The following is a 16,603-nucleotide window of genomic DNA, read 5'->3' on the forward strand; positions in this document are numbered from 1 at the left end:
GAGAAATGCTTCGCACGATCACCGTGGGCAGTTGTGTTTCAGTACAAGGTTCTTTCGTTCGCAAGCTGGCCAACGGCAACATCCAAGTGCGCGTAGGGGAAAAGGTTTTCGAAGGCCGCCCCGTGACCCGCACCGCCGCGTAAGACGGTAAAACAGATCATAAAAAAGGGCGCTTGGCAGAAGCGCCCTTTTTTTATTTCAGGGTTGCGCGGTCAGCGGCCGGATCAGTCCAGCGCGCGCTCGATCTCTTCGCGTTCGAAGATCTCGATCACATCGCCCGCACGGATATCGTCGTAGTTTTCGAACGCCATACCGCATTCCTGACCGGACTGAACCTCGGGCACTTCGTCCTTGAAGCGTTTCAGCGTCTTCAGCGTGCCTTCGTGGATCACCACGTTGTCGCGCAGCAGACGCACACCGGCGGACCGGCGCGCCACGCCTTCGGTGACCAGACAGCCCGCAACCTTGCCGACGCCCGACACCTTGAACACTTCCTTGATCTCGGCATAGCCGATGAAGTTCTCGCGGATCTCGGCCGACAACAGACCGCTTGCGGCGGCTTTCACGTCATCCACCAGGTCATAGATCACGCTGTAATAGCGGATCTCGACGCCCTTCTGGTTGGCGGCATTCCGCGCCGGCGCGTTGGCCCGCACGTTGAAGCCCATGATCGGCGCGCCCGATGCCTCGGCCAGGCCCACATCGGTTTCGGTGATCGCACCGACACCGGCATGCAGAACCCGCACGCGGACCTCTTCGTTGCCGATCTTTTCCATCGCCTGAACGATGGCCTCGGCAGAGCCCTGAACGTCGGCCTTCACGAGGATCGGCATCTCCTGCACGTTCTCGTCTTCCTTGGCCTTCGCCATCAGCTGTTCCAGCGTCGTGGCGGCCCCGGCAGCGGCGCGTTTTTCCTTGGCGGCATTCTCGCGGTATTCCGCGATTTCGCGCGCCTGGGCTTCGGTTTCCACCACGTTCAGCACGTCACCCGCTTCGGGCGTGCCGTTCAGGCCCAGAACCTCGACCGGAACCGACGGCCCGGCTTCGGTCACACGTTCGCCGGTATCGCTGATCAGCGCGCGCACCTTGCCCCACTGTTCGCCGACGACAAAGATATCGCCCTGCTTCAGCGTCCCGTTCTGCACCAGAACGGTGGCGACGGGGCCGCGGCCCACGTCCAGCTGCGCCTCGATCACGGCACCGGATGCGGCGCGATGCGGGTTGGCCTTAAGCTCCAGGATCTCGGATTGCAGCGCGATGGCTTCCAGCAGCTCGTCCAGGCCCTGGCCGGTGATGGCCGATACCTCGACATCCTGCACCTCGCCCGACATCTTCTCGACGATGACCTCGTGCTGCAGCAGCTCGGTCCGCACCTTGTCGGGGTTGGCTTCGGGCTTGTCGCATTTGTTGATCGCCACGATCATCGGCACTTCGGCGGCCTTGGCGTGGTTGATCGCCTCGATCGTCTGCGGCATGACCGAATCGTCCGCGGCCACCACCAGGACGACGATATCCGTCACCTGGGCACCGCGCGCCCGCATCGAGGTAAAGGCCGCGTGGCCCGGCGTGTCCAGGAAGCTGAGCACAGCGCCGCCATCGGTCGTCACCTGATAGGCGCCGATATGCTGCGTGATGCCGCCCGCTTCGCCCGCGACAACCTTGGCGTCGCGGATTGCATCCAGAAGCGAGGTCTTGCCGTGGTCCACGTGGCCCATGATCGTGATGACCGGCGGGCGCGAGACCAGATCTTCTTCCTTGTCCTCGACCGTGTCGATCACGTCTTCCACGTCGGCATCCGAAACACGGACGACCTTGTGGCCGAATTCCTCGACGATCAGTTCAGCGGTATCGGCGTCGATCGACTGGTTCTGCGTGACCATCATGCCCATTTTCATGAGCTCTTTCACAACATCGGCCACCCGTTCGGCCATCCGGTTGGCCAGCTCGCTGACCACGATGGTTTCGGGCACCTGAACGTCGCGGACGATCTTCTCGCGATTGTCACCACCGCCCAGAGCTTTCTGCCGGGCGCGTTCCTGCTTGCGCTTCATCGCTGCCAGGCTGCGCTGACGGCCGCCTTCGCCACCCGAAAGCGCCTGGTTCAGCGTCAGCTTGCCGGCGCGGCGGTTGTCGTCGCGGCCCTTGCCACGGTTCTGGCGGTCGTCGCCACGGTTGTTGTCGCGCTCGCGGTCCTTGCGGGCAGGCGCCGGTTTCGCAGCGGCCGGGCCGCGCGGTTCGTCGGCGGCAGCCGGTGCGGGTTGCGCAGCGGCGGCTTCGGCGCGGGCCTTGCTGGCCGCGGCTTCCTTGCGCGCGCGTTCCTCTTCCTCGGCCTTCTGGCGGGCGCGCTCTTCGCGTTCGCGATCCTCGCGCTCTTTCGCCTCGGCCTCTTCGCGGCGGCGCTGGCGATCTTCCTCGCGGCGCTTTTCCTCTTCCTCGCGGGCGCGCTGCTCGTCGGCTTCGCGGGCCTTGGCGGCCTGCAACGCCTTCAGGCGGCGATCCTGTTCGGCATCGCTGATACCGGCCGGCCGGCGCGACGGGTCCGACGACGCCGCCCCACCCGCACCGCCTTTGCCGGCACCGGGTTTCGGCACCATCACGCGCTTGCGCTTGGTTTCCACCACGACATTCTTCGTCCGTCCGTGGCTGAAGCTCTGCTTCACCTGTCCAGAACGCGGTCCGCCGCGCAGGCCAAGGGTTTTCTTGCCGTCAGTATCGCTCATATGGTCTTCGTACCTTTCGAGGGGCCTTCCCCTCCATCTGTCGTGCGCACGCCCGAAAGCTTGGCTGCATCCTCTACTACACGTGTCGTGAGTCCACCAGCCGCAAGCGCGCCATGTATCACATTTTCCCGCCCGAATGCCAAACCCAATTCATTTGCACTCAGACAGTCGATCAGCAGCCCCGTATGATCCGGGGGCCGAAGCTTCGATTTTCCACGTTCCGATCCATCATTCGCCTGGATCAGAACCTCGGCCGCGTCCGATGTCAGCCATCCCTTGACCTTCTCGAACCCGGCCACCGCCAGCCCGGCCTTGCGCGCCAGCGATATGCCTTCGATCACCCGGCGCAACAGCACCGCCTCGACCTGCTCCAGCAGATCATCGGGCGCCGTCACCTTGCGCTTGGCCCCGCGGGAGAACGTTCCCTTGGCAATCGCCTGCGCCAACACCGCGCGGTCGGCCGACACCCAGATGCCGCGCCCGGGCAGCTTGCCCAGGATATCCGGCACCACAACGTCATCGGGCCCGACCACGAACCGGATCAGCCCCGATTTGGGCTGAACCGTTCCGGTCACCACACAGCGCCGCTCGGGCGCCTCCCGGTCTTTCACTTTGCCGCCGCGCCCCAAGCTGCGCCCTCCGGACCTGAGATCAGGCCTCGGCCTCGGCTTCAACCTCGGCTTCGCCGTCCTCGTCGGTCTCTTCCTCGGACGCAAGCTCCGCGGGATCGACCCAGCCCAGCTGAATGCGGGCGGTCATCACCAGGTTCTGCGCCTCTTCCAGGGACACGTCGAATTTCTCGAGGATACCGTCGTCCTTCACACGCTCGCCATCGACCGTGGTCCAGCCACCGGCCAGTTCCCAGTCAGCACAGGTGGCGAAGTCTTCCAGCGTCTTCACACCGTCTTCGGCCAGCGCCTCAATCATCTGGGGTGTCAGACCGTCGAAATCAACCAGGTTGTCCTCGACGCCCAGCTCGCGGGCCTTTTCCAGCGCCTTGCGGTTCATCTCGTCCAGGCAGTCGCGGGCGCGCGCCTGCAGCTCTTCGGCGGTGCCTTCGTCGACACCGTCAATGACCAGCAGCTCGTCCAGCTCGACATAGGCGACCTCTTCCAGGCTGGTGAACCCTTCCGAGACCAGCAGCTGGGCAAAGAACTCGTCCAGGTCCAGCGTGTCCATGAACAGCTTGGTGCGTTCCTCGAACTCGGCCTGGCGACGCGCCGATTCCTCGGCCTCGGTCATGATGTCGATGTCCAGCCCGGTCAGTTGGCTGGCCAGACGCACGTTCTGACCGCGACGGCCAATGGCCAGCGACAGCTGATCGTCGGGCACCACGACCTCGATCCGCTCGGCTTCCTCGTCCAGAACCACCTTCGACACTTCGGCCGGTTGCAGCGCGTTCACCAGGAAGGTCGGCTGATCCTCGTTCCACGGGATGATGTCGATCTTTTCGCCCTGCAGCTCGTTCACGACGGCCTGCACACGGCTACCGCGCATACCCACACAGGCGCCCACCGGGTCGATCGAGCCGTCATAGCTGATGACCGCGATCTTGGCGCGGCTGCCCGGGTCGCGGGCGACGGCCTTGATCTCGATGATGCCATCATAGATCTCGGGCACTTCCATCTTGAACAGCTCGGCCATGAATTCCGGCGCGATCCGGCTCAGGAAGATCTGCGGGCCACGGGTCTCGCGGCGCACATCCTTCACATAGCAGCGGATGCGGTCATTCGGGCGATAGCTTTCGCGGCCGATCTTTTCGTTCCGGCGCAGGATCGCTTCGCCACGGCCCACATCGACGATGACGTTGCCGTATTCCTCGCGCTTGACGACACCGTTGATGATCGTACCGGCGCGGTCCTTGAATTCCTCGTACTGGCGGTCGCGCTCGGCCTCGCGCACCTTTTGCAGGATGACCTGCTTGGCGCTTTGGGCGGCGATCCGGCCCATTTCCACCGGCGGCACCTCGTCGCGCAGCTCGTCACCCACCTCGGGGTTTTCCATATACTGCTTGGCCTGCTCGACCGTCATTTCGGCCTGCATGTTCTCGACCGCGTCATCCTCGACCACGGTGCGGACGCGGGTGAATGTCGCCTTGCCGGTCTTGCGGTCAATGCTGACCCGGATGTCCATTTCCGAGCCATAGCGGGACTTGGCCGCGCGGGCCAGGGACTCTTCCATCGCCTGAACCACCAGATCGGGGTCGATCATCTTTTCGCGGGCCACCGCTTCGGCGGTCTGCAGCAGTTCCAGCTGGTTGGCTGAGGTGATTGCCATCTCTCACTCCTCCTCGGAAGCGTCGGTTGTTTCTATGTCGTCAAATTGGTCTTCGTCCACGATGCCGGCGGCCTTGCGCTGCTTCAGCATCTCACGGATCAGCTCGTCGGTCAGCACCAGTTTGGCGTCCGACAGCCAGTCAAATTGCAGCCCGATGGTCACCGGTTCGCCCTGATCCTCGATCTCGATCAGAACCTCGCCATCCTCGGTCCCGCGCAGGATGCCCTTGAACCGGCGGCGGCCGTCGATCATCTCGGTCGTTTCGATCTTGGCCTCATAGTCTTCCCAGACATCGAAATCCTTCAGCCGGGTCAGCGGCCGGTCGATCCCGGGGCTTGAGACTTCGAGCGTGTAATTGTCCTCGATCGGGTCCTCGACATCCATGATCGCGCTCACGGCGGTCGAGATTTCGGCGCAGTCATCGACCTCGATCCCGCCCTCGGGGCGTTCGGCCATGATCTGAAGGATCGGGGTCTTGCCGCCCATCAGGCGAATGCGCACCAGCTCGAACCCCATCCCCTCGATCACGGGGGTGACGATCTCGGCCAGGCGGCGGTCGATGGCGGTTTTGGCGATCAGTTCGGTCATGTGGTCCTTTGCCTGCGGTTCAGGCACAAAAAAACGGGCGCGCGGCCCGTCGATCTTTCCCGGTGGAGCGTTGGGGGTGGAGACCAACACGCCGCTGTTGAATGGGGATATACGCCCTTGGGGGTGAGTCTGCAAGGGGGTCTGGCGATTGCATGTCGCCCTAACAGCATGGAACCCCGCGCATCGGCGGGCCGCGGTGCGGCGATCCGACCGAAGATCCTCTCGTTTTATGGCGGCCATGTCCGAATTCCGTGGAAACGGCGCGCCGACCCGACCAAATCGCCGGACCGTCGGGGCGGCCCGGCGATGCGCGGCGGGCTTCGCCCTTGATTCCGCGCTTTACGGGCAGCCTCTGACACCCGGCACGGGCGACCAGCCCGGGCCGCGCGCGGCCCTTAGCGCAAGGTGACGCCTGCGGCTTTCATCCCATCCATCGCCGCCTGCAATGACCCGTCCAGATCAATCGCCCGGCACAGGCTGGTATCAACTGTCACCTTGAAACCCAGCTTGGCCGCATCCACCGCCGAGAAGTTCACGCAGAAATCCGTAGCCAGCCCCACCAGCGTCAGCGTATCGACGCCGCGTGTGCGCAGATACCCCTCCAGCCCCGTGGGGGTTTCGTGGTCGTTCTCGAAGAACGCGGAATAGCTGTCGATGGCCCGCCGAAATCCCTTGCGGATGATCAGATCGGCGTAATCAGTCTCTAACCCGCCATGAAACGCCGCCCCATCGCTGCCCTGCACACAATGGTCGGGCCACAGCACCTGCGGGCCATAGGGCATCTGGGTCACCGCAAACGGGTCCAGCCCCGGATGCTGCGACGCGAAAGAGCTGTGATCGCCCGGATGCCAGTCCTGGGTGAAGACCCGCACCGGGAACTCGGCCAGCAGCGCGTTGATCCCCGGCACGATCTGATCCCCGCCCGCCACGGCCAGCGCGCCGCCGGGGCAGAAATCGTTTTGAACGTCGATCACGATCAGGGCTTCGTTTTCCGGGCGCATCGGGGTCTCCGCTACTCATCGCCGCACTTGCGCAGCAGGGCCAAGACAGCATAGATCACGCGCCATGTACACCATTGCCGCCCTTTATCACTTCACCCGCTTCGATGACCCGGACGCGCTGCGCCCGGCCCTTCAGGCGCTGTGCGAGGCGCAGGGGGTCAAGGGCTCGCTTCTGATGGCGGGCGAGGGGATCAACGGCACCATCGCCGGCCCCCGCGCGGGCATCGACGCGGTGCTGGCCCATATCCGCGCCCTGCCCGGTTGCGCGGATCTGGAATGGAAGGAAAGCACCGCGACCAAGCCGCCCTTCACCCGGATGAAGGTCAAGCTGAAGCGCGAGATCGTGACGATGGGCCAGCCAGACATCGACCCGCGCGCCCGCGTCGGCCACTATGTTGCGCCCGCCGACTGGAACGCGCTGATCAGCGCGCCCGACGTGGCGGTGATCGACACGCGCAACGATTACGAGGTCGCGATTGGCACGTTTGACGGTGCAATAGACCCTGAAACCGCCACCTTTCGCGACTTTCCTGCCTGGTGGGAAGAAAACAAGCACCGGTTCCACAACAAGCGGATCGCGATGTTCTGCACCGGCGGCATCCGGTGCGAGAAATCGACCAACTTCCTGCTGGGGCAAGGGGTCGAGGATGTCTATCACCTGAAAGGCGGGATCCTGAAATACCTGGAAGAGGTCCCGCAGGGCGAAAGCCTGTGGCACGGCGAATGCTTCGTCTTTGACGAACGTGTCTCGGTCGGGCACGGGCTGGTGGAAGGCCCGCACGAGCTTTGCCGCGCCTGTCGCCGGCCGATCCTGCCCGAGGACCGGCAGCGCCCGGAATTCGAGCTGGGCGTGCAATGCCACCAATGCGTGGACGAATATTCCGAAGCCGACCGCACCCGGTTCCGCGAACGTCAGAAACAGATCAAGCTGGCCCGCGCACGGGGCGAGGAACATATCGGCGCCGTACCGCGCAAGGCCGCCGGTCAGTAAAGCAGCGCGTCGCCGATCATCTGGTCGGTGACATCATCGCCGATAGCCAGGTTGTCGATACTGCCGGTAATGCTCTCGCCCCAGGCGCTGCCAACGGTCAGACCCCAATGGCTGACCTCGGCCGTGGTGCCGCTGGCCTGTGTCACCGCCATCACCGCATCGTCGATCTCCAGGCTCAGCACCTCGGCCGTGCTGTCATAGACGATTTGGACATTGTGCCAGTCGGTGTCGTCGAACGCGGCCTCGGCGCTGATGACCTGATGCGTGCCGGTATCGGTCTGCAGGGTGAAATGCAGACGGCCATCGCCGTCGATCACCGCATCCATGACCTCGTGCAGATGCATGACCCGGCCACTGTCCTGCGCCGCGTCGCGTTGAAAATCAAAGGCCAGCACGAAGCTGTCGGCGGCATTCAGATCAAGCGCACCGCGCCCAAAGGTCACGCTGCTGCCGGTATCCAGATGCAGCGCCTGACCGGTCGGGCCGGTAACGAATGACGGCGCGGTCGGCAGGTCCTGAAACACCGTGGCGCCGTCGAGCACGTCATGCACCACACCTTCGAAGGTCAGCAGCGTTTCGGCCTGCCAACCCAACAGCTCGACCGTATCCAGCCCGGTATCGACCGGGGCCAGTGTCGTGCCGTCAAGGAAGCGGAAATCCTGAACCGTGCCCGACAGCGGCTCTTGCCAGCCATGGCCCAGCACCAGACCCCAATATGCGGCATCGGCGGTCACGCCCGATGCGTCGGTCTGGGCGATGATAACACCGTCGGCCTCTAGCTGGAGCAGCCCCGACGCCGCGTCATAGGCAAAGGCCAGGTCATAGCCCGCCGCATCCTGATAGAGCGCGCCCGCGCTGCGCAGGGTGAAGACCCCGTCGCTGGTCGTCAGCTCGAACACCACGTGGCCATGCGCATCGACCCGGGCCAGCAGGGTTTCGTGCAGATGCAGGAATGCGCCGCTTTCCCCCGCCGCATCGGTTTCCAGATGCAGCTCAATACGGAAATCGGTGCGGTTGAACAGGAACGCGGTCCTGGCGGGAATGGTGAAATCGACCTCGCCCAGGACAACAACGGTTCCGGGGGCGGATTCGGCCAAAGCCTCGTCCGTCTGGGGGGTGTCGTCTGGTTGGGCGGCGCTGTCCCCGTCGCCCGCGGTATCGAACGCAATCACGTCCACCCGGGCCCCGGTATCGGTGCCTCCCCACCCGTCCGACCAGCCGCCGCGCGGTTCGGTCGACATCGCGAAATTGTCGATCACCCCACGCACGCTTTCCGACCACGGATTGCCGACATACAGATGGTAATGCCCCGCCGATGCGGTCGTGCCCTCGGCAAAGCTTTCGCCGGCAAGCGTGTCGCCGATGAACAGCTGCAATGTGCCCTGATCGGAATCGTAGGACACCCCGATCTTGCGCCAGTCGGTCGTTTCCATCACCCCGTCGGCGCTCAGAACCTCGAACGTGCCCGCATCGGTGGTCAGGCGGAACCGCAGCGCCCCGCTGGCGGTGATGAACAGCTCCATCGTGCCGGGCAGCCGCAACAGGGTGCCGTATTCGCGATGGGTCGCCGGTTTGTAATCCAGATCGAGCGAGAAGCTGGACAGGTCGAACATCTGTTCATTGCTGCGGTCGATCTGGATCAGCGTCCGCCCGGTCAGACGAAACCCGCCCGCATCCAGCCCGTCGACCAGCACGGTCTGGTCCCACCCGTGATAGCTGAGCTGCGCATCGGCCTGTGACACATCCTGGACGCCATCGTTGAAATCCAGCGACACGATATCGTTGCTGCGCACGCTGACCAGCCGCGATATCGTGTCGGTGCGGCCATCCTCGGACGTGACATCCAGGGTCACGCCATAGGTCCCGGCCTCGGCAAAGACGGCCAGGATGTTCTTGCCGTTTAGCGTCGTGCCATCGTCGAAGGTCCACCGGTACTGCGCCTTGTCGGGATCGCCGGTGATCAGGCTTTCGGTCGCGGTCAGGACCTGTGCCAGCCGATTGGCCGAGCTTTCGACGCCGCTGATCACCGCCGCGACCGTATCGGCAACCGTACCCCAGCCCAGGGTCGAGCCGTATTGGCCATTGGCCGCGCTGTCGGACAGAAAGGCCAGATCGCGGATGTCCAGATCCCCCTGCCCCGACAGGTTCACGATATGCCGGTGCACATAGTTGGCATCATTCCGGTCGGCATAGTCGATGATGAAATTGCCATCGTGCTGACGGGTGCCGTCGACGGTCACACGACCGCTGACGTTATCGGTGATCTGGGCGTTCAACGTGCCCGACACCGTGATCCCCGGCACGCGGCTGACCGACGTGTCGTCGGGGGTTGTCTGCGTGCCCGCGACGGTATTCCACAAAAGGGTGTTGTTGCCGATCTGAAGCCCGTCGACATAGCCCACGCGGATGCCGTTGGCCGCGCCGTTGTGGATCAGGTTGTCGGTGATCACGATATTGCGCGGCAACTCGTTCGCGGGGCCGTCCGTGCCGGCGATCGAATTGCCGATCAAAATCCCCTGCGATGCGGGCCCGGCGCCGGAATCCAGGATATTGCCGCTGATCGTCAGATCCCGGGTGACGGATTCCGCGCCCCGGGTCCAGATCTGGATCATATCGCTGTGGTTGATATCCTGGGTCGAGCCCAGGAAATCGTGCATGTAATTGTCGGTGACTTCCACGTTCTGCAATCCGACGCCACGGAACCCATCGCCCTGAATGCCCGACACGTCATTGCCGGTGAAGGTCGAATCCGTCACCTCGCGGTAGGCCACCCCGTGCAGATAGTTTTCGATCTGGTTGCCCGAGAATGTCACATGCGCGCTGTTACGGATCAGCGCCAGGTCGTTGCCCTCGACCCCGCCGCCATCGGATGAAAGATAGCCATCGGCCACGCCCTGCATCCGGTTGCCGACGAAGCTGATGTGATGGCTGCCCTGAACCCAGATATCGAAACTGTTGTCGGCCTCTTGCGCCAGGATGCCCGACCGGTCCACCACCGCCTCGGTCACGGTTAGATAGCTGGAAGCCTTGATCGTGATCTTCTCGATCACCGGGGGGTCCGCGGGGTCGAGCGCGCGGATCAATATCGGCGCATCCGCATCCAGACCGTCGGCCTGCAACCGGTACGGACCGCCCGCACCGTCCAGCCGGATCGTCCCGCCACCGCTTGCGCTGAGCGTGGCAAGCGCTGCGTCGAGTTCCGCCGTAGAGGTCACGACGATCGTCTGGTTTTCATGTTCCGCATAGGGGGTGAACGGCGCCGTCATTCAGATATCGTCCCTTTCGCCTGCTGCCTGCGCCGGGCCGAAAGCCGAACCGCACAGGGCTGATCCTGGTGCGCCACCGAATTGGACTTACGGGCTAAAACAACACTGGAACCTGAATTCGAAACCGACCCATTTGCCTTGGCGCTTCAGTAAAAGGCGTAGGTGCGGTTGGCGGCGAAAATACGGCACTATTTCGCTCTGGTTAACAAAGGTTAAAATAGAATACCGCCGTTTCCGAATTGAAAAACATGCGTATATCCGCGTCCGGATGCCCTCAAAACCCTGATTTCAATACAGTTTATGCGCAATATGTAATGTGTCTGCTTGTATAATGTCGCATTAACATTTGTGGCGGCGTCCCGCCAACAGATCGCGCAATTTTGAGCGGATTTTTGGGTACCGCAAACGAATGCCGAAGAATTGGGCGAATTGCCGGGCCGAAATGCGCCGATCAAACCGGTTCAATTGCATTGCGCGGCACAGATCGAATCGCGTCAGGCCGGTCGGTCGAACGGGGTGCGCGCGCCCACCACGCGGGCGGGGACCCCCACGGCGATTGCATGGGCGGGTATGTCGCCCGTGACCACCGCACCGGCGCCGATGATGGCCCCGTCGCCGATCCGGGCGCCGGGCAATACCGTGACCCGCGTCGCCAGCCAGACATCGTTGCCGATCACCACATCGGCCTCGTCCATCTTCTGAGCGGTCACCGGGCTGCCGTCGTTGAAACGGTAATTGGCCGCGGTGACCATCACCTCGGGGCCGAACAGCACGTCATCGCCAATCACGATCCGCCCATGCGACGGCCCGGCCCACAGATGGCACCGCGCGCCCAGATGCAGACCGCGCCCGGCCGAAATCCGCTCGGGGTTGGAAAAGACGGCATTCGGGCTGATCGCCGCGCCGGGGCCCAGCGTCACCTTTCGAAGGGGGGCGACGTGGGAATAGTTATAGTAATTCACCAGCTTGAACAGATGCGCCCAGGCGCGCGGGTCCAGAACCCCGGACACCAGGCGCAGCGCGCGGCGGCGCCGCGACAGTCTGGGCTTTGCCGTTCCGGTCATCGCGTCCCCTGACCGGCGGCCTGGCGCAGCATCCAGCCCGCGCGTGTCAGCCGCAACCGGACCAGAACCGCGGCACAGCGCAGCCGTTCGCGCCCGTCGCGCAGCGCGGGATGGCGCAGCACGCGCGGCAGATGCACCAGAATGCTGATCGGCATCAACAGCGCCTTGCCCGCCCAGCGCAGGCGCCCGGCAATGTCGTGGCCAGCGCTGCCAAAGGCCTCGTCCGTCATCCGCCGCCATTTCTTGCTGAGCGCGGGCCAATCCCCGCGCGACGGATGCGCGACCACCAGACGATCCTCATAGATCAGATCGAACCCCGCCGCCGTTGCCCGCTGGCACCATTCCACATCCTCGGACAGACCCACGACAAAGGGACCCACGGCCTGAAACACCGCCCGCGTGGTCAACAGGTTGGCGGTCACCGAAAACCCCTTGTCGCGGACATAGGCGCGCTGGTTGAAGGCAAAGACGGTCTCGAACGCCTGGGCGCCGCTGCGCGGGCCGGTCCCCTCGTCAAAGACATCGATCCGCCCGCCGATCACCGTATCGGGGCGCGACACCCGCAGGGCGGTGGCAACCCAATCAGGCGCAGGCACGCAATCGGCATCCAGAAAGAACAGCAGCGGCGCGGTGGTTTCGGCCACACCCCGGTTGCGCGCTGCCGCCGCGCCGCGCGTGGGCTCGGTGACAAAGCGCACCGTGGGGAACTGCGCGGCCAGCGCATCCAGCGGCGGGTCCGACCGGTTGTCGGCCACCACGACCTCGGCCCCGGTCAGGTCATTGCGCAGCAACGCGGTCAGACAGCGTTCCAGCCGCGCGTGGTCGTTGTAATGCGGGATGATGATCGCAAAGCCGGGGTGATCAGCCATAAGGCGCCTGCCGCTCAATATCCGTAGCTATAGCCGTATTCTTCTTCGTTGAACCGGCATTTGTTCAGCACCACCCCCAGGATGTTGGTGTGCTGGGCCAGCTCTTTCTCGCAGGTGTCGATCTGCTTGGCGGTCGTTACCTCGGCCTCGGCCACGATCATCACGCAATCCACGATCCGCAGGAATGCCGACGTGTCGTCATTGGCCAGCATCGGCGGCAGGTCGAACAGCATCAGCCCCGGCTGATAGGTGCGCTCGATCTCGTTTATGATCTCTTCCGTCCGCTTGCGCAGGATCAGCTCGGACGGGTCGCGGGCCGGTCCGGCATTCATCGAAAGCGCCACATTGGGACCCAGCCGGCGGGCCTGATCCGCGAAATCGATGTCTTCCTCCAGCACGTCGAACACGCTGGCGCGGCCCTCGTACCCGAAAAGCTGGCCCAGGGTGGGGCGACGCATGTCCATGTCCATCAGGATCGTGCGCTTGTCGACCTGTCGGCCCAGGCTGGCGGCCAGGTTGGCGGCGGTTGTCGTCTTGCCGCAGCCCGCCGAAGGCGAGGTGATGGCCACGCGCGTCCACTGATTGGCGGCGGTCAGCTGCAACACCTTGGTCCGCAACAGGTCGAAGGGCGTGGCATGGACCCCGCCCGCCAGCGACACAAGCCGGTTCTGCGCCGCCGTTTCGGCCGAAATCTCCAGCGGTGCGATCTGGTCCCAGGCGCCGGGCTTTACCGATGCGGCGACCACACCGCGCACATGGGCCGGGCCGGTCTTGCCCCGCATCTCACGGGCCTGTGCGATCGCTGCCTGAAGCTTTTCCATCTTATGTCCTTGCTCGAATAAGGCCGATTGTTCCGGTCGTCCCCTGCGCCACCGCGTTACAGTCCCAGCCGCTCGGCGATCCGGCCCGCCAGAAGATCCAGCGGAAGATATTCGGTGTGCAGCAGATACAGCAGCGCCGGTATCCCCGCCGCCAGCAGCGCCAGGATCACGAATTGCAGCGACCGCTTGCGCACCGTCTGACCCCGTGTCGGGATATAGGGAATGGTCACCAGCGGCGTAATGCCCAGCGCATTGGTCAGCTCGACCGGGCGGCGCACCGCGCCGTTCAACAGTTCCAGCAACAGCACCAGACCGAACCCCGCGCCAAGTCCCAGCGTGGTTCCCCCGATCGCGATCAGCGGCCGGTTGGGGCTGGTCGGTTCGGTCGGCACGGTGGGCTGTTCCAGAACCGCGATGCGCTGACCCTTGGACGACAGCTCGATCCGCTCGCCGGTGGCGGCTTTCGACAGACGTTCCTGCGCGGCGCTGTATTGCAGCTGGATATTCTCGTAATCGCGCTGCAACGCGCCCAGCGAAATCGCATTGGCGGGGGTCTTGCTGATCGACCCTTGCAGCTTGGACAGTTCCGCCGCGATCTCGTCGGCCTGATCGTCCAGCGCGGCCATGCGGGTGTCGATCTCGGCCAGGTTGATCTGCAGCACGGTTTCGGAATCCGTCGGCACCTCGCCCCCCTGTTGGGCGGCCACGACGCGCTCCAGCTGCTCCAGCTGGGTTTTCAGCACCCTGACCTTGGGGTTGGCATCGGAATAGACCGCACTGGCGGCGGCCAGTTCCTCGCGCACGCGCTGCAACTGGCGTTCCTCGGCGGTTTGCGGGCCGGTTTGGCTGGCCTGGATCTGGCCGGTCGACTCATAGATCTGCAACAGACGCTCGCGCTGATCCTGAAGCGTCGTCCGCTCGCGCGAGATCTGTGCCTGACGTTCCTGCAGAGTGCTTTGGCGGGTCAGGCGATAATCCAGACTGTCGGGCAGCGCCTCGCTGTTTTCATTCTGGAACGCGACGATCTTGGCGGAATATTCGCCCAGCTCGGTGCCCAGCCGCTCGACCTCCTGCCGGAAGAATTCCAGCGTGTCCTCGGCCTGGTCGGTGCGCAGGCGCACGTTTTCATCCAGGATACGGGTGACATATTCGTTCACCACACCCGACGCGATCTTGGGCGACCGCCCGTAAAAAGTGATCTGCATCAGCGTCGCCCGGTCCCGGCCGCTGGTGCTGGTGAATTCGGTGCTGGCCCGCATCTTGCGCACGATCTGGTCCGGCGTCATCTCGTCGACATCCTCGAACACCTGCTGGCCGCGGGCCACGTCGATCAGGTTCGCGCGTGTCATCAGGCGCTGTTCGATGATCTCGAGCTGCTCGACCGCGTTGGTCTGCACCGTGGACGAGGCAAGCTCGTCCGGGATCTGCGCCGATTCCACCAGCAGCGTGGTGTTCGACGAATAGACCGTCGGCAGCGACACCGCCAGCGCGACCGCCGCAGCGGACAGCCCAAGCGCCACGATCAGGAACAGCGGCAGACGCCGCATGAAGATCGCAACATAGTATTTCAGATCGTTTTTCATTCCGCAGCTTTATCCGTAGGCCCAGAGGAGAGCGTGAACAGGTTCTCGGGGTCTTCTGTCGCCCGCGTTTCCAGAAAGATGTTGTCACGCAGCACGTCTTCGATGGTTTCGGCATCGACGTGGCGCTGTTCGGTGGCCGCCGCATAGACCATGGCGAAATCGCACAGCTTGTTGACCATCCGCGGGATGCCTTCGGAATGCACCCAGACCAGGCCCATCGCGTGACGGCTGAATTCCTCGCCCGTGCCGCCCGCATGGATCAGGCGGTGGCTGATATAGGCCTCGACCTCGGCCCGGGTCATCGGCGGGATGTGAAAGCTGGCCACGACCCGCTGGGCGAACTGGCGCATGCTGGGGCGGGTGATCATCTCGCGCAGCTCGGGCTGACCCACCAGGATCAGCTGCAACAGCTCGTCCTTGTTGGCGTTGATATTGGTCAGCATCCGGATCTCTTCCAGCGCATCGACCGACAGGTTCTGCGCCTCGTCGATGATCAGCACCACGCGGCGCCCTTGGGAATACTCGCGCAGCAGGAAATCCTGCATCGTCTGGAACAGACCCACGTAATCAAGCGTCGGGTCGCATTCCACGTCATAGGCATTCAGCGCCCAGCGCAGCAATTCGCCCCGCCCGCCCTGCGCGTTCGAGATCAGCCCGACCGTGGTGTCCTGTTCGACCGCCTTCAGCAGCGCCTGCACCAGCGTCGTCTTGCCCGCGCCGACCTCGCCGGTGATCACGGTGATGGGCGCGCGGCTGATTATGCCGTATTCCAGAACCGTAAAGGCCCGGCGATAGGCGCCGCTCCAATAGATGAAGTCGGGATCCGGCAACAGGGCGAAGGGGCGCTCTTTCAGGCCGAAGAAGTCGGTATATAGACCGGGGATCGTCACGATGCCCTCACTTGCTTTCTGGCGCAGCCGATTCGTGCCGGGTGCCTGTTACGGGTGCGTTGCCCGCGGCCCCACCGCCGGGCGGTCACGCTGGTGATACACCTTTTCCTCGTACCGATCACGTCTATTTCCCGACTGCTCTTCGTCTTGTTGGCGGATCCCCGCATACCGGCGTTGTTGCCGATTCGAAGCGAATCCTTGTTGGCGACACTTATTATCCATCCATTTTGACCGAAATACGCCGAGAGGGCGACATTCCCCCCCACGACTCATCCGCGAAACCCCGGCTGAACGCAACCTTAGGCAACGATCCGCCGGTCTGACCGGCAAGTTTTGGGTAGCTGGTGACACCTGTTTGCATAGCTCGTTACAAGGTTGCACAGGATAAGGGCAAATCTGCACCCCAGATGCGGAAAATCTTCTCGCAGTTGCAGCAAAATCGTAATAAATTCTTTGAAAACAGGATTTTGGGTTCGCTGCCTTGCAATTGCCACGATCTCGACAGATTGAATCATGATTAAATCTAAGTTAAG

13 protein-coding genes are annotated in these 16,603 nt (G+C 63.7%); 2 read left to right on the plus strand and 11 right to left on the minus strand.

Translation table 11 applies throughout. The features are described 5' to 3' along the window. Positions 1-5: 5 nt before the first annotated feature. Complete coding sequence (locus CLM60_RS20835) at positions 6-143, plus strand: hypothetical protein (protein ID WP_095587749.1); 138 nt, start codon at positions 6-8, stop codon at positions 141-143. Between the two features lie 81 nt (positions 144-224). Here the strand turns inward: CLM60_RS20835 and infB are convergent, their stop codons facing one another. The 5 genes from infB to pncA all read right to left on the minus strand — a co-directional run bounded on the left by infB (position 225) and on the right by pncA (position 6,586). Beyond that, positions 225-2,720 (minus strand): translation initiation factor IF-2, encoded by a 2,496-nt coding sequence (infB, locus tag CLM60_RS03330; RefSeq protein WP_095587750.1) that lies wholly within the window; start codon positions 2,718-2,720, stop codon positions 225-227. Beyond that, the gene (locus CLM60_RS03335; RefSeq protein ID WP_095587751.1) at positions 2,717-3,349 is read right to left on the minus strand and encodes an RNA-binding protein; all 633 of its coding nucleotides are present in this window, start codon (positions 3,347-3,349) and stop codon (positions 2,717-2,719) included. Before CLM60_RS03335 ends, infB begins: the two co-directional genes overlap by 4 nt. A 22-nt stretch (positions 3,350-3,371) precedes the next feature. Next, complete coding sequence (gene nusA, locus CLM60_RS03340) at positions 3,372-4,997, minus strand: transcription termination factor NusA (RefSeq protein WP_095587752.1); 1,626 nt, start codon at positions 4,995-4,997, stop codon at positions 3,372-3,374. Between the two features lie 3 nt (positions 4,998-5,000). Then, complete coding sequence (gene rimP, locus CLM60_RS03345) at positions 5,001-5,585, minus strand: ribosome maturation factor RimP (protein ID WP_095587753.1); 585 nt, start codon at positions 5,583-5,585, stop codon at positions 5,001-5,003. Positions 5,586-5,980: 395 nt separating this feature from the next. Then, complete coding sequence (gene pncA, locus CLM60_RS03350; protein WP_095587754.1) at positions 5,981-6,586, minus strand: bifunctional nicotinamidase/pyrazinamidase; 606 nt, start codon at positions 6,584-6,586, stop codon at positions 5,981-5,983. A gap of 64 nt (positions 6,587-6,650) precedes the next feature. Between pncA and trhO the strand changes: the two genes are divergently transcribed. Next, positions 6,651-7,577, plus strand: coding sequence for an oxygen-dependent tRNA uridine(34) hydroxylase TrhO (gene trhO, locus CLM60_RS03355; protein ID WP_095587755.1), 927 nt, complete (start codon positions 6,651-6,653; stop codon positions 7,575-7,577). Here trhO and CLM60_RS03360 read toward each other — a convergent pair. The 6 genes from CLM60_RS03360 to CLM60_RS03385 all read right to left on the minus strand — a co-directional run bounded on the left by CLM60_RS03360 (position 7,571) and on the right by CLM60_RS03385 (position 16,070). Then, positions 7,571-10,843: a PKD domain-containing protein gene (locus tag CLM60_RS03360; RefSeq protein WP_095587756.1), complete on the minus strand. Its 3,273-nt coding sequence runs from the start codon at positions 10,841-10,843 to the stop codon at positions 7,571-7,573. The genes trhO and CLM60_RS03360 overlap by 7 nt on opposite strands. A gap of 494 nt (positions 10,844-11,337) precedes the next feature. Beyond that, on the minus strand, positions 11,338-11,907 hold the full coding sequence (locus CLM60_RS03365) for an acyltransferase (RefSeq protein WP_095587757.1): 570 nt from the start codon (positions 11,905-11,907) through the stop codon (positions 11,338-11,340). Next, entirely contained in the window at positions 11,904-12,776 is an 873-nt protein-coding gene (locus CLM60_RS03370; protein ID WP_095587758.1) for a glycosyltransferase family 2 protein, read from the minus strand. Before CLM60_RS03370 ends, CLM60_RS03365 begins: the two co-directional genes overlap by 4 nt. 14 nt (positions 12,777-12,790) lie before the next feature. Further along, positions 12,791-13,597 carry a tyrosine-protein kinase family protein gene (locus CLM60_RS03375; protein ID WP_095587759.1) on the minus strand — a complete coding sequence of 269 codons (807 nt, stop codon included), beginning with the start codon at positions 13,595-13,597 and terminating at the stop codon, positions 12,791-12,793. A gap of 56 nt (positions 13,598-13,653) precedes the next feature. Beyond that, positions 13,654-15,180, minus strand: coding sequence for a GumC family protein (locus CLM60_RS03380; RefSeq protein WP_095587760.1), 1,527 nt, complete (start codon positions 15,178-15,180; stop codon positions 13,654-13,656). Beyond that, positions 15,177-16,070 (minus strand): ExeA family protein, encoded by an 894-nt coding sequence (locus CLM60_RS03385; RefSeq protein WP_095587761.1) that lies wholly within the window; start codon positions 16,068-16,070, stop codon positions 15,177-15,179. The genes CLM60_RS03380 and CLM60_RS03385 overlap by 4 nt, the downstream gene beginning before the upstream one ends. Between the last annotated feature and the right edge of the window lie 533 nt (positions 16,071-16,603).

Origin of the sequence: Actibacterium ureilyticum (assembly GCF_002285435.1) — a bacterium.
Lineage (GTDB): Bacteria > Pseudomonadota > Alphaproteobacteria > Rhodobacterales > Rhodobacteraceae > Actibacterium_C > Actibacterium_C ureilyticum.